Here is a 13162-nt window from a genome sequence, read left to right as displayed (position 1 = left end):
CCGGCGCAGCCTATGGCGGCATCGCCATCCCGCGCATCGGCATGGAAGTCCTCGTCACCTTCCTCGAAGGCGATCCCGATCAGCCACTCGTAACCGGCTGCCTGTACCACAAGGAAAACGTCGTCCCTTACGACCTGCCAGCGAACAAAACCCGCAGCACCTTCAAAACCCTCAGCTCACCGGGCGGCAAGGGCTACAACGAGTTCCGGATTGAAGACAAGAAAGGCGTCGAGCAGATCTACATCCACGCCCAGCGCGATTGGGACGAGAACATCGAGCACGATCAGAAGATCCGGGTGGGCAACGAACGGCATGACACCGTTGAAGCCAATACGCTGAGCGAGTTCAAGGTTGAAGAGCATCGGATTACGCATCTGGATCGAATTAGCGAGATGCGTGCGGATGATCACCTGACCGTCGGTGTCACCCAGCACCTGAAAGTGGGGACTGCACAGTTTGTTGAGGCCGGGACGGAGATTCACTACCACGCTGGCGAGAAGGTTGTGGTTGAAGGCGCGATGGAGCTCACGGCCAAGGCTGGTGGGAGTTTTGTGAAGGTTGATGCCGGCGGAGTGACCATCAGTGGTGCCGAGGTGAAGACCAACTCCGGCGGCGCACCCGGCTCAGGCACCGGGATTGCAATCCTCGCACCACTCATTCCAGGCCTCGCGGCATCCGATGCCAAAGGAAAACTCCTCAGCGCTCCGCTGATAGGCAAGTCCAGCCTCGCCCCCGAGTCCTTGCCAGCCAAAACGGCATCGGCCACCGTCGTGGCTGATGAAGAACTCGAAGAAGAGGAAGAAGAAGTCGAGATCGAAGACATCACCCTGCGGATTGGAGTGTTTTTCGATGGTACAGGTAACAACCGAAACAACAGCGAGAGGGTCTACGGATGTTACGCCCCGGATGTAAACCTGCAAGATATGGCCGAGGACATTCGTAAATATTGCGCCTCCTATGGTTATGATGGAAAAGGTAGTTCTCCAGATAACAGCTATGGGAACGACGTGAGCAACGTCGCCCGACTATATGACCTGTACACAAACCAAGGAGATACAGCTCTCCCGATTGATGCTAAAACTGCAACCCTTAAAGTCTATATTGATGGAATTGGGACCAGCAGCACTGGCGAAGACTCTACGTTTTCTCAAGGAACAGGCATAGGGTCACAAGGCGTCCGCACTCGCGTGGAAGAGACTCCTGCACAAATACTGTCTCAAATTCGCTCCTTTCAAGAAACCAACCCCGATAAGCGTGTAGAAAAGATCGAATTCGATATTTTTGGATTCAGCCGCGGATCAGCAGCTGCTAGAGACTTTGCGAACGAGGTACTAAAAGGAGGCCAAAGCCTTCTCGCCAAAACACTTCCGGCAGGATCTCCCGTACTTACCGACAGCTTTAGTTGGGCTCCAAATACAGATGTATCCATTAACTTTATCGGCGTTTATGACACCGTTGCCGCCATTAGCAATCCCTTGCTGTGGGACTGGACTGGCAACAACAACTACAACCCTGGAATCAATATCGTTTTACCGTCAAATGCAGCAAAAAAAGTTGTTCAGTTAGTAGCAAAAAATGAGCGCCGCTATAATTTCGCGTTGAACAGCCTAGGCGCGGCAGATATTGTTTTGCCTGGCGTTCACTCGGATTTGGGAGGTGGTTACTTACCTAGGGCGATGGAGCGGATCCTGCTAGGTAAACCGCGGAAGAGTGACGTTGAAGAGAACGTCAACTTCACTGAGACAAACAGCTATAAGCTTGCAAAGCAAGATCTCAAGCGCTTCCAGGACCAGCTTGCCCAATACCATCTTTCGCTAGAAATCAGAACATGGGAAGTGCCATTTCAAGGCACCGAGAATGACAGCAGAAAAAAAATGAAACGAGTTTATGCCGCAGTCAGTAGCCAGCGTGAAGTCAGGAGCGATTTATCCTTAATCTATTTCCGCATCATGCGCGAACTGGCCGTTGAAAATGACGTCCCATTTCGTGAAGTCCCAGAAAAAGATCCTAGGCTAGCACTTCCAGCCGAGCTAATTCCAATCTCTGAAAAGATGATGGCATTTGCCCAGAAAAAAAGCGCGACTATAGGACTAACCGACCAAGAAGAAGAACTTCTATTTCAACACTATATTCATATTTCCGACAACTGGAATGCTGCTAAAAATCTAAACAATAGCGACGTAAGCATTGTTTTTATCAATCGACCGGATGATAACGATGTGCGCACGGTACATCCAAATGAATAAATTTATACACATCATTTTTACGGCCCTGCTGGTTAGCAGTTGCGCCTCTGTCAATAGCGAACCGTTGCCTTATAAATCATGGCATCTGGGTTTTTCCGCCCCCGATTACATGGAAGTCTGGATAGAGACAGCGGATATAATCGATGTTCAAGGCCAAGTTTTCAGACGGGCAATGAGCGGAGTGGCCTCATTACAAACGCCTCCCAACAACTCCGGCGACCCACGCGGCTGGCCGAAGAGAATCGGTATTGGAAGCGGCAAATATGTGACCGGCGCAGATTTGCCGAAAAAAATCTTCGTACGGTGGCAGTCGTTGGTAGAGCCCCAGACCTACAAAATGGAAATTGATATATCTGAATCAACTCGAGAGCTGATGCGCAAAGAAGAAAAAGCATTTTGCGCAGCTGACGGAAAGTGGATCACTGGTTATCGTCAATCAATTGCCGTGCGGCTAGTACCTGGTGGTATCGCTAAAATCTGGGTTGGTGGGCCTTGTATGACGCCAATCGAGATCGCAAGTATCAAGGCTGAAGTAGACCCCCGAGGTCCGTACGAAGGAAAATCCGATGGTCAGTACGATTCACTTTCAGATGTTTCCAAGGCTTATGTAGATAAATTTGGAGTGCCGTATGGCTCTTGGTGAGTAAAAAGGGGGAAGCTTGAGCTTCTTCCTTTTCATCAGATTCTGCGCCTTGAAGGCGGTAGCTTTATCCTGCAACATCCCCCCTGTTTATTCCGCAGGGGTCGATGACAGGCACGGCTTGAACCTTGTCGAATCAATAAAAAAATTGGCGACCGAGGGCAGATTTATCTACCCTCGGCGTCATTAGCGACAAGAGACTTATATCAATCGTTCTTTTCGCAGGGCTGACGGCAACCTGAAAAGATAAGGTTCGTCCGGCACTAGCTGATAAAGCAAGTGATTTTCGGGGAGATCCGCATGAAGGTGTTATTTGCTAACGGCAATAAGTAGATTTACACGCAGCATTACTGCAGCCGTGCTGATTAGCGGTTGTACCTCTGCCAATAGCGCCTCTCTACCCTATAAAGCTTGGCATCTCGGATTCTTAGCGCCAAACTATATGGAGGTCTGGATCGAAACGGCGGATGTAATAGATTCAAAGGGGCAAGTCTACCGGAGGGCTATGAGTGGTGTCTCCGCAATCCAAACACCAGCTAACAATTCCGGCCAGCCAAGAGGCTGGCCAAAAAGAATCGGGCGAGGTAAGGGAAAATACGTAACTGGCGCAGACCTTCCCAAAAAACTTTACGTTCGTTGGCAGTCCTTAGTTGAGCCACAGACTTACCAAGTCGCTATTGATGTGCCTGAATCAGTTCGTGAATTGATGCGCAAAGAGGAAACTGTTTACTGTGCATTCGACGGCAAAGAGATCTCAGAATATCGAGATGCACTTGCAATAGGACTTGCCCCGGGTGGAATAGTTAAAGTTTGGGTACTTGGTTCTTGTCTACCTCCTGTAGAGGTTGCAAGAGTTCAAGCCGAAATCGACCCGCGTGGACCCTACGAGGGAAAATCCGATGGTCAGTATGATTCACTTTCAGATGTTTCCAAGGTTTATGTAAATAAATTTGGAGTGCCGTATGGCTCTTGGTGAGTAAAAAGGGAGAAGCTTGAGTTTCTTCCTTTTCATCAGATTTTGCGCCTTGAAGGCGGTAGCTGTATCCTGCAACATTCGCCACCTGCTTATTCAACGGACGGAATTCAAGGCATGCTGGACGCCAATGCAGCCCCCATTACCCTCACGTTCGAAGGCGCCAACGCCGACCTGCAAGCACTGAGCTTCACCGGTCGCGAAGCCAGTACGGCCGCATCAAAGTACAATTCCACTGGGATCGCTAAGGGCTCGTGGAATCCAGGTATCAATATTGCCTTAGGACCAGATACTGCCAAAAAAATTGTGCACCTTGTCGCTAAAAACGAGCGTAGGTATAACTTTTCGTTAAATAGCGCAGGGGCCGCAGACATAATTCTGCCCGGCGTTCACTCTGATTTAGGTGGGGGGTATCTACCAAAAGCTACTGAAAAAGTGCTGATTAGTAAGCCACGTCGAAGCGACGTCGAGCGGAGATCAATGGCGACCGAAGCTAATAGTTACAAACTCGCACAGCAGGATCTTCGCCGCATCCAAGATCAGATGGCTCAGTACGATTTGTCTCTCGAACTTTGGACGTGGGAGGTAAATTTTAACAGCATGGACAGAGATGATCGAACCCCGAAAAAGCATGTCTATGCGGCAGTAAGCAGCCAACGCGAAGTGCGTAGTGAACTGTCATTGGTCTATCTGCGGATTATGCGTGAGCTGGCTGTCTAGAATGACGTCCCGTTCGGGGAAATTTCTGCTAACGATCCGAGACTTGCTCTACCAACGGAACTAGATGAGATTTCTGAAAAATTAATGGCATACGCATTGGGCAAGAGCAAAACAATTGGCCTGACCCTGCAACAAGAACAACTGCTGTTTCAGCGTTATGTTCACCTATCTGACAACTGGAATGCTGCGAAGGGATTAAACAACAGTGATCTTGGCATACTGTTCATTAATCGCCCTAATGACAACCTGCTTCGGACGGTTCATCCAAATGAGTAGTTTTACTCGCTTCCTGCTTGCCGCCATGTTGTTGGTGGGATCAACCTTTGCAAACGCAGGTTCGTTGCCATATGACGCTTGGCGCTTAGGTTTTTCAGCTCCTGACTACATGGAAGTTTGGGTTGAAACTGCAGATGTCATCGATATGCAGGGGCAGGTATATCGACGGGCAATGAGCGGAGTTTCCGCTATTCAGACTCCTAAAAATAATGCGGGCGACCCAAAGGGCTGGCCAAAAAGATCGGGCTGGGGAAAAGGCAAGTACGTTACCGGTGCAGATTTACCAAAAAAGATTTTTGTACGTTGGCAATCATTGGCGGAGCCGCAGACTTACCAAGTCGGAATCGATATACCTGAATCAACCCGAGAAATTATGCGTACAGCTGAAAAAACTTATTGCGAAGCTACAGGTAAGTGGACGACGGGTTACAGAAAAGCAATTGCAATCGGTCTCGCGCCGGGTGGCATCGCAAAAGTGTGGGTGCTTGGCCCATGTCTGACACCAATCGAGGTCACGCAAGTGAAGGCCGAGGTTGACCCACGTGGGCCATACGAAGGCAAATCGGGTGGTCGATACGATTCGCTTTCAGAGAATTCCAAAGAATACGTCGAGACGTTCGGCGTGCCGTATGGCTCTTGGTGATGTAAGAGCGCCGGCTTGATCTATGAATTAACGATGCTGAGGGCTAACAGTACGATGGAACAAAGACCTCGGCAGCCAGACCGCGATCGTCACCGGGCCTGCGGGTGAAGAAATTCACTGCGACCAATACGGCCGGATCAAGGTGCAATTCCATTGGGATCGCGAAGGCCAGTCCAACGACAAAACCACCTGCTGGATGCGCGTCGCCAGTGGCTGGGCCGGCGCCGCGTACGGCGGCATCGCCATCCCGCGCATCGGCATGGAAGTGCTCGTCACCTTCCTCGAAGGCGATCCCGATCAGCCCTTGGTGACCGGCTGCCTGTACCACAAGGAAAACGTCGTCCCCTACGACCTGCCGGCAAACAAGACCCGCAGCACCTTCAAAACCCTCAGCTCACCGGGCGGCAAGGGCTACAACGAATTCCGCATTGAAGACAAGAAAGGCGTCGAGCAGATCTACATCCATGCTCAACGCGACTGGGACGAAAACATCGAGCACGACCAAAAGATTCGTGTCGGCAATGAGCGGCATGACACCGTTGAAGCCAATACGCTGAGCGAGTTCAAGGTTGAAGAGCACCGGATTACGCATCTGGATCGAATTAGCGAGATGCGTGCGGATGATCACCTGACCGTCGGTGTCACCCAGCACCTGAAAGTGGGGACTGCACAGTTTGTTGAGGCCGGGACGGAGATTCACTACCACGCTGGCGACAAGGTGGTGGTTGAAGGTGGCATGGAGCTTACCGCCAAGGCCGGCGGGAGTTTCGTCAAGGTCGACGCCGGTGGCGTGACCATCAGCGGTGCGGAAGTGAAGGTGAATTCGGGTGGCGGGCCGGGAGCCGGCACCGGCATTCAGATCCTCGCTCCATTCATCCCGGGGCTCGCAGCCATTGATAACGCCGGACGTCTGATGCAAACCCGCGCCAACCAGATGATGCAGGCGGAGTCCCTCGCCGTGACGCCGAAACTCAAAGCACCTACCGGCATCTGCGTCGAATGCCTAAAGAAAGCCATGCGCGAAAAACTCGCCCTGCAATCGGGGGCCAATTGATGACAAAGAGTGACGCGGCGAAAGCCTGGAGCGAAGCGCAAAAGAACGCTCAGTCGATATTCGCGATCGTTGAAACGGGTCTGTTGCCGGACCCCGCTCGATTGCAGTTCGTCAGTGCGGACCCGTCGCGACGGCCGTTGATGGTGCAACCGGAATTCGCCGAACTGCGCAACTACGGCCCTTGGCTCGTCGACGTTAGCCACATGGAATTCGAGGCCTTTCTCGCTCACGAACACTTCACCGGCTGCACCGCGATGGCCAGTTGGATTCGTACCGACTGCCCGGCCGACAAGCTCGCCGCTCACCTGAGTGATGCGTTGCTGGCAAATAATGAAGCTGGCGAAGTCCTGATGATCCGTAGCTACGCGCCAGAAGTGCTGCCGATGCTGTACGCACGCGATGATCTGTCTTGGCATGCTTGGCTGTTTGGCCCGCTGCAAGAATGGTGGGTGCCCACAGAAGAAGATCAATGGCACTCTCTGATGGGCCTCAACCTTGAAAAGCCCGGAAGATACGAGCCTATTTTTCTCGACGCAAAGCTGTGGACGGACATGGAGATCGATCCCCTGCCCTACAGCCTCACCACTGAACTGGAAAAAGAAGCGCCTGAAGTGTTTGCCAGCACCTGCCACGGTGCACGGTTGAAACAAGTCAAAGAAGCGTTAGACGCTGGCCGTAACGAAGGACTGACCAATTCGGAGGACATCAGCCTTTTCGCAAGCCTCCAACTTATGGATGCCGAATTCCCAAATAACTGGCCAATGTGGGCTCAAGCTAAAGAGCGAGCATTTGCAGACAAGCTACCGCTTGGGATCGTGATGCAGCAATTGTCTGAATGAGTCAATATCTCTGTACATAGTCATTTTGCGAACATTAGCCTTGAAAAATCCCAATGTCACTGATACTGAATAATTCAAATCAACGGAGATGGAAACGCCGATCTTTAGCAATCGGAGTTCTGCTCGTCGCTGTCTTCGTGACGGGATTCTATATTTACAACACTACCCGAACACCCGGAGCAGCCCTAACATCCCACAACTATATGGAAAGGCCTGTAGGTAGCTACTGGGTAAACGATAATTGGGGAGGAAATGGTGGAGTTACCTGTTGTTGGAAGATGTCCGGCGATACTGCCAAGGTCGTTTGGATCCTGAGCATGTCAAAAGCCCAAGAGGACCAAGGAATGAAAATCGAAAGACATGAAGCAGTATTGCCTATGCCAAAACGCAATGCCGAAGACGATACGTTGCATGTCTATTTTCTCCCCGGCAACAACATTGAGCTTATGTGGTCGGCAACAACGCTGGATACAAAGTCACCCTCTGCAAAATCAGTTAATCATCAAAAGACTGACGAACAAGGTATTCAGCCATGAGCGAACCTAAAAAACTATTTGATGCACAAGCCATTAGCGCACGCACAAAAACGGTCGCGGAGGGCAAAAAAAGTTCAGTACTACCATGCGAAGGGACACTCCATGTTGGGTACTTTTTTGATGGTGTCAGCCGAAACCTTGAGGATGACTTGAAGGAAGACCGAGTGACCAATATTGGTCGCCTTTTTCTTGCTTATCCTCATGAGAAGACCTCTGAACCTTCGGACCCGGCTAACCAGCACCATAAATATTATATTTCCGGACTTGCTACTTCTTTCGACGCCACTTTAGGCACGAACGTAACTACGAGCGCCGCCGACATCAACGGTGCGATCAGTAAAATCAAGGATGATGTTTCCAAATTACCGAAAGACAACTCTACAGAAGCTGCTGTTGAAGTTGGTAAGGATTTGTTGACTGGAAAAAACTGGTGGGAAAATTTTACAAACAATTTCAAACCGAAAAATCTTATTTCCGCTATTGCCACTACAGCGGCAAAGGCGTCAGTCGAAGGCGTTTCTCCAGTCCGTGACCACGAAATAGCTTTTAGCTTACTTAAAACTGGTGTAGACACTAGATTAGAGGCCGCGACTAACCGTTTCGAAAAGCTCGTCGAGGACGTGAAAAGCACAAACTCGATTAAGATCAAGAAGATATCAGTATCGGTATTCGGATTCGATTATGGCGCCACGCTTGCGCGAGCTTTCGCTCACAAACTGTTGGAGGCATGCGACCCTGGTACTACTATCTATAAAGGCGCAAAGCTGGAGGTTGTTTTTGCTGGCCTGTTCGATGCGGTAGATCGGAGCATGGAAGCATCGGTAGTTCGTGATTTTTTGCTGCCGATTTCAAATTCGGTAGATGACGGTGAATGCCTACCTGGCCCCGTCAAATCAGCACTTCATTTGGTTGCTGCCCATGAGTGTAGAAGCGACAGGCGTGCCCGTCTGATCGGGACCGGATCACTGACCCCTCGCTGGGAAGAGCGATTGGTTCCGGGTACCAGTGTTGACGTAGGGGGTGGGCTAGTAAAGAACAGCGCTCCTCATAGCCGAGAACTACATATTGCCACTCTCCACGAAATGTATCGTGCCGCATATAGCGCGGGGGTTCCATTCCCGTCAATAACAAAACTTCAAGAAAAAGACAGATATGTAGCTAGTTTCTTCGAGTTGCACGACCATATTAATGGCACCAACGCCATTGAGGCGAGTAAAAGATACGCTTCTATAGCTGGCAATAAAATGGTTTCTGCTGACGCCTTTCTAGCCCATCGTCGTCTATACATCCAAAGACTCCGCGGATTGTGGGAGTTATATAGTGAACAACACCGCGCCTATAGCGACGAAGAGGAGCGCTTGGAGCGTCCAATCTTGGGTGACACCGGATCATTGAAACGCATGCTGGGAATGGGGAGTGAATCTGAAGCTCAAGCAAATAAGCGTGATGCGGCTCTCAAACAAACTCGCGAAAGCAAAGAAGGACTTCGTGCTGAACTTGGTTGGCTCGAAGAGGTTGATAGAGAAGCCAAGCGTTTAAGCATCGGGCTTGCGACAAAATCAGAAAAAGCCTTGCTCGACGAATGGTTCACAACTGAATCAAAGAGTCTCAACTTCGATATCGAGGATTTACTGGAGTTCTACGTGAATGACAAATTCATGATGAGCCAAATGTCGCAATCTCCAAGCTCCATAAAATATTTCTCAGTTAGAGCATTTGACATTCCTGATTTGAATAAAACCAAAGGAATGGCCCCAGACTATCTTGAACAGATGATGCGGAAATCTTCAGCAGAGTCAGGCGCGTCAACCTAAAATCACGCAGATTCATTTCAGTCTCAAAGACTGAATATTGCTTTTCTAGTGTGGATTTCATGCGCTTGATAGATATTGCTGCGGACGCACGTCGAAAACGAACATGGCGAAGAAGGCAAATAGCCGTTGCTTTACTAGCTTTGCTGATTAGCTACGCCACCCCAAAAATCATTGATCTATTTCGTACGTCCGGCGCCATGCTGACATCAGAAAATTACACAGATCGCCCAATTTTCAGCTTTTGGATAAATGACTTTTGGGGCGGCAATCTGGTCGCAATGGGCGGCGGTGGAATTATGTGCTGCTCCAAATTTGAGGGAGACACAGCCAAAGTCACTTGGATATTGGACATGACCAAACAGCAGCAAATACAGGGCGCGGTAGAAGAGCGCCATGAAATTCAGCTTTCGCTTCCCCAGCGTGGCCCACACGATCAGTACCTGCATGTGCGCTTTGATCCGGGTAATCAAGTTCGGCTCGGATGGAGTGCTGACCTCTTCAGCCCCTTCGAATCCCGCCCATCCAAGGCTGTTTCGGAAAGCATTGAAGCGCAGTAAGAATATGCGATTCAGCGAGGTGCCCATGTCCGATCATGAAGATATTGATCTGCGTGAAAGTGCTGGTGGCTGCCTTTCTGACTTTTCTAGTTTATGAGCGAATTCGTGCGCCCGGCGCTGCCCTTGCCACGCAGAAACACGGGGCGTTTCTCACTCCGTCCCGTGGTTTCGTCCTTTCAATTTCTCATCAAACCGACGCCTTCCAACTCAACATCTGCTGCTGCGCAACCTGCAGCAAATCATTGCCATCCTGCGTCAGCAGGTAAAGCGCATGGGTGATGTGTGGGATGTCCTGCACGTCGGCGTGTTTGAAGCATAGGCAATGCAGCGTTTCGAGCAGGTCAGCGGCGGCGCGGATGCGCTGGACGGCGGCTTCGAGGATGTCTTTCGGGTTGGCTTGGGTGTCGATGAGCAGCGTCGGGGTTTCGGTGACGTTGCTGCTGAGGGGGAGATAGCGGTTTTGTAGCAGTTTAATTATCGGCATTCTGATTACTCAACTGTATTAGAAGGTAACCGCCATAGCCGTGACCAAACGGTGGGAGGCGGCCGTGTACAGGCTTGGTCAACCGAGAACAGTTCAAAACTCAGCTCGCCCGAAGGCGTCCTGCACACAGCCGCCATAGCAATGCACTCCACGGATCGTGAAATCCGAGCGATGCAAATGATGGCACATATGCAATGAACTTTTCTCAGGTGACCAAACCCGAACCACTGATTTTGCAGCGGCAACCGACAATAACCGCCCCGCTCCAGCCGCCGAAAGCAGACAAGGCACCAGCCTTTGTAGGAATTCGCCAAACATCCCGAAGAAAACCACCCCACTCCCTGACAGCCGGCATTCAGCTTGGTTAACCATCCCTTAACGCCGTGGTCAAAAACTCTACTGAACCGCACGCCCTCAGCCATTCCGGCTGTCGCCCAGTGCGGCAGGTTCGGGTGAGTCACGCCGAACTCTAGAACCGCCACACGGGAGTCCTTTCATGAACATTCGTCCTTTATTGCTCACCGCCGCCCTCGCCTGCACTGCGTTCGCCGGGCTGGCCCAGGCCAATGACACCTCTGCCACATCCAAAGCCGTGCCGTATGAGTACGGCATGCCGCTGCAGGTGGCCAAGGTGGTGTCGTTGACCGAGCCACCAACGCAACTGTGCAAAGTGGTCACGGCCGATATGAAGTACATCGACAATGCCGGTAAGTCTGAGGAAATCAGCTATCGGAAATTGTCTGACGCGTGCAACTTCCAGAACTGACAGAAACGTCTGATTTGCGGGTTTGCGGTAGGCGTGGGGAGTTTCGGCGGTTATGCTCGGAGCCCTCCTCACTGCCGCAAGGATTCGCCATGCAGTTGTCGTTTCGCACGTTGTCGGGCTTCACGTGTTCGTTGTGTTTCTTGCTGGCGTTGGCTTGGGGCGTTTTCCCGGAGAGGCTGCTGGCGATCTGGAGCATCGAGTATTCCGACGCTGCCGGGTTTGTCGCGCGGCGCAGTGCGGTGCTGTTTGCGGCGTTGGGGGTGATGTTTTATCTGGTGCGCAATGCACCGCCGTCGCTGGGGCGCAATGCGCTGAGCAACGGGTTTATCGTCGGTTGTTTTGGTTTGGCGGTGCTGGGTTTCGCGGAATGGCTAAACGGTCATGCCGGCCCCGGGATTTTGCTCGCGGTGCTGGTCGAGTTCGCGCTGGGCCTTGGCTTTGTGCAGGCCCGGCGCGTGACGGTCGAACTGGGTGAAACCGTGCGTTAAACGACTCTGGAGCGTGGGCTGTAGTGATGTTGCACAGTTTGCTGGTTCAGATCCGAGCGCAGCCCGGCGATCAATTCGTTGATTTCACGACAGCCATTGAGATGGCTGGCGTCGATGCCACTGACCAGCAGATCGACCTGATCGGTCTGGTGATCGCCGAAAACCTTGACGGTCATCGACAAGTCCGGCGACAGCGTGCACTGGCAGCGTTTCGGCAAAAAACTGCTTTCAATGATATTGCGTAGTTCCAAGGCAGACAGAAACATGGCGAAACCCTCTCCTTACTGTGAGATGCCAATCAAGTATTCACGCTGACCGTTGCTGCCCCTGCACGGGTGTGTCCCCGCTGTTTCCCTGGGTGCTACAAGCGGTGGTACTGCGAAATGCCCATTGGAGTGTAGGCGCCCAAGGCCGGTGCGCCGCACTGAAAAGACGCATAAAGCGTGCCTTTCATCGGTTCATTTTCACCCTCATGAAATCAAGCACTTGGCGGCGGTGCCAGTATTTGGCTACTTGCAAATTGCAAGAATGGCCTCGGCGGGTACTGCAATTTGCAACTCGACGCTGGTTTGCAATCACGGCCTATGACGGTAAGAATGCTGGTTATCCACCCTACACCCGCACGGAGGCTTCCATGGGTTCTTTCCGCGTTTACGCGACCACCGGGCTGTTCATCGCCAGCCTGTCCACCCTCGCCCACGCCGCCAAACTTGAAGACGTCGCGCCGTACCCGAAGGCAGAAGCCGGGTTCACCCGCCAGGTCATTCACTTGCCCAAGCAAGAACAGGAAGACAACTTCCAGGTGGAAATTCTCGCCGGCAAAACGTTGGAAGTGGACTGCAACCGCCAGCGTTTGGGCGGCGTTCTCGATGAGAAGAATCTTGAGGGTTGGGGCTATCCGTTCTATCGACTGGAAAAAGTCATCGGCCCGATGAGCACGATGATGGCCTGCCCGCCCGGCAGTCAGAAGAAACGCGCGTTCGTGCCGGTCGTCGGTGACGGTTTCATGCTGCGTTACAACAGCAAGTTGCCGGTCGTGGTGTATGCGCCGTCGGATGTCGAAGTGCGATATCGCATCTGGTCGGCGTCGGACAAAGTCGGTACAGCCCTGCAGGAATAACCCGAG

The 13162-nt window shown here is 51.8% G+C and carries 14 protein-coding genes and 1 pseudogene; 13 read left to right on the top strand and 2 right to left on the bottom strand.

Annotation, left to right across the window (positions count from 1 at the left end; translation table 11 throughout):
- The 10 genes and pseudogenes from AK821_RS19475 to AK821_RS29565 all read left to right on the top strand — a co-directional run.
- A partial coding sequence (locus tag AK821_RS19475; RefSeq protein ID WP_064391161.1) for a T6SS phospholipase effector Tle1-like catalytic domain-containing protein occupies positions 1 to 2246 on the top strand: 2246 nt, incomplete at its 5' end.
- Positions 2239 to 2889, top strand: coding sequence for a DUF2931 family protein (locus tag AK821_RS19470; protein WP_064391174.1), 651 nt, complete (start codon positions 2239 to 2241; stop codon positions 2887 to 2889). The genes AK821_RS19475 and AK821_RS19470, both read left to right, overlap by 8 nt.
- Positions 2890 to 3244: 355 nt before the next feature.
- A complete protein-coding gene (locus tag AK821_RS29580) occupies positions 3245 to 3862 on the top strand; it encodes a DUF2931 family protein (protein WP_330219036.1) in 618 nt (205 codons plus the stop codon).
- A 114-nt stretch (positions 3863 to 3976) separates the two neighbouring features.
- A complete protein-coding gene (locus tag AK821_RS30935) occupies positions 3977 to 4579 on the top strand; it encodes a hypothetical protein (RefSeq protein ID WP_064391160.1) in 603 nt (200 codons plus the stop codon).
- A 268-nt stretch (positions 4580 to 4847) separates the two neighbouring features.
- Positions 4848 to 5498: a DUF2931 family protein gene (locus AK821_RS29575; RefSeq protein WP_082355471.1), complete on the top strand. Its 651-nt coding sequence runs from the start codon at positions 4848 to 4850 to the stop codon at positions 5496 to 5498.
- Positions 5499 to 5565: 67 nt separating this feature from the next.
- Positions 5566 to 6552 (top strand): annotated as a pseudogene (tssI, locus tag AK821_RS19460) (type VI secretion system tip protein TssI/VgrG); the annotation flags it as partial.
- Complete coding sequence (locus AK821_RS19455) at positions 6552 to 7391, top strand: DUF4123 domain-containing protein (protein WP_064391159.1); 840 nt, start codon at positions 6552 to 6554, stop codon at positions 7389 to 7391. The pseudogene tssI and the gene AK821_RS19455, both read left to right, overlap by 1 nt.
- A gap of 53 nt (positions 7392 to 7444) precedes the next feature.
- Positions 7445 to 7927 (top strand): DUF3304 domain-containing protein, encoded by a 483-nt coding sequence (locus tag AK821_RS31425; RefSeq protein WP_401163190.1) that lies wholly within the window; start codon positions 7445 to 7447, stop codon positions 7925 to 7927.
- The gene (locus AK821_RS19445; RefSeq protein ID WP_064391157.1) at positions 7924 to 9741 is read left to right on the top strand and encodes a DUF2235 domain-containing protein; all 1818 of its coding nucleotides are present in this window, start codon (positions 7924 to 7926) and stop codon (positions 9739 to 9741) included. The genes AK821_RS31425 and AK821_RS19445 overlap by 4 nt, the downstream gene beginning before the upstream one ends.
- 59 nt (positions 9742 to 9800) lie before the next feature.
- The gene (locus tag AK821_RS29565) at positions 9801 to 10298 is read left to right on the top strand and encodes a DUF3304 domain-containing protein (protein ID WP_082355467.1); all 498 of its coding nucleotides are present in this window, start codon (positions 9801 to 9803) and stop codon (positions 10296 to 10298) included.
- A 187-nt stretch (positions 10299 to 10485) separates the two neighbouring features.
- On the opposite strand, the gene AK821_RS19435 is transcribed toward AK821_RS29565, so the two are convergent.
- The gene (locus AK821_RS19435; protein ID WP_064391155.1) at positions 10486 to 10782 is read right to left on the bottom strand and encodes a hypothetical protein; all 297 of its coding nucleotides are present in this window, start codon (positions 10780 to 10782) and stop codon (positions 10486 to 10488) included.
- 496 nt (positions 10783 to 11278) lie between these two features.
- Here AK821_RS19435 and AK821_RS19430 point away from each other — a divergent pair, with 496 nt between their 5' ends.
- Positions 11279 to 11548: a DUF2790 domain-containing protein gene (locus AK821_RS19430; protein WP_064391154.1), complete on the top strand. Its 270-nt coding sequence runs from the start codon at positions 11279 to 11281 to the stop codon at positions 11546 to 11548.
- Between the two features lie 89 nt (positions 11549 to 11637).
- A complete protein-coding gene (locus tag AK821_RS19425; RefSeq protein ID WP_026000451.1) occupies positions 11638 to 12036 on the top strand; it encodes a hypothetical protein in 399 nt (132 codons plus the stop codon).
- Here the strand turns inward: AK821_RS19425 and AK821_RS19420 are convergent.
- Positions 12033 to 12302: a DUF1652 domain-containing protein gene (locus AK821_RS19420; protein ID WP_007912157.1), complete on the bottom strand. Its 270-nt coding sequence runs from the start codon at positions 12300 to 12302 to the stop codon at positions 12033 to 12035. The genes AK821_RS19425 and AK821_RS19420 overlap by 4 nt on opposite strands.
- A 368-nt stretch (positions 12303 to 12670) precedes the next feature.
- Here AK821_RS19420 and eco point away from each other — a divergent pair, with 368 nt between their 5' ends.
- Complete coding sequence (eco, locus tag AK821_RS19415; RefSeq protein ID WP_064391153.1) at positions 12671 to 13156, top strand: serine protease inhibitor ecotin; 486 nt, start codon at positions 12671 to 12673, stop codon at positions 13154 to 13156.
- Positions 13157 to 13162 lie beyond the last annotated feature (6 nt).

The organism is Pseudomonas sp. RIT-PI-r, from assembly GCF_001297015.1.
Lineage (GTDB): Bacteria > Pseudomonadota > Gammaproteobacteria > Pseudomonadales > Pseudomonadaceae > Aquipseudomonas.
Note: the sequence above shows the minus strand (reverse complement) of the source record. Positions and strands in the feature narration are given on the sequence as shown.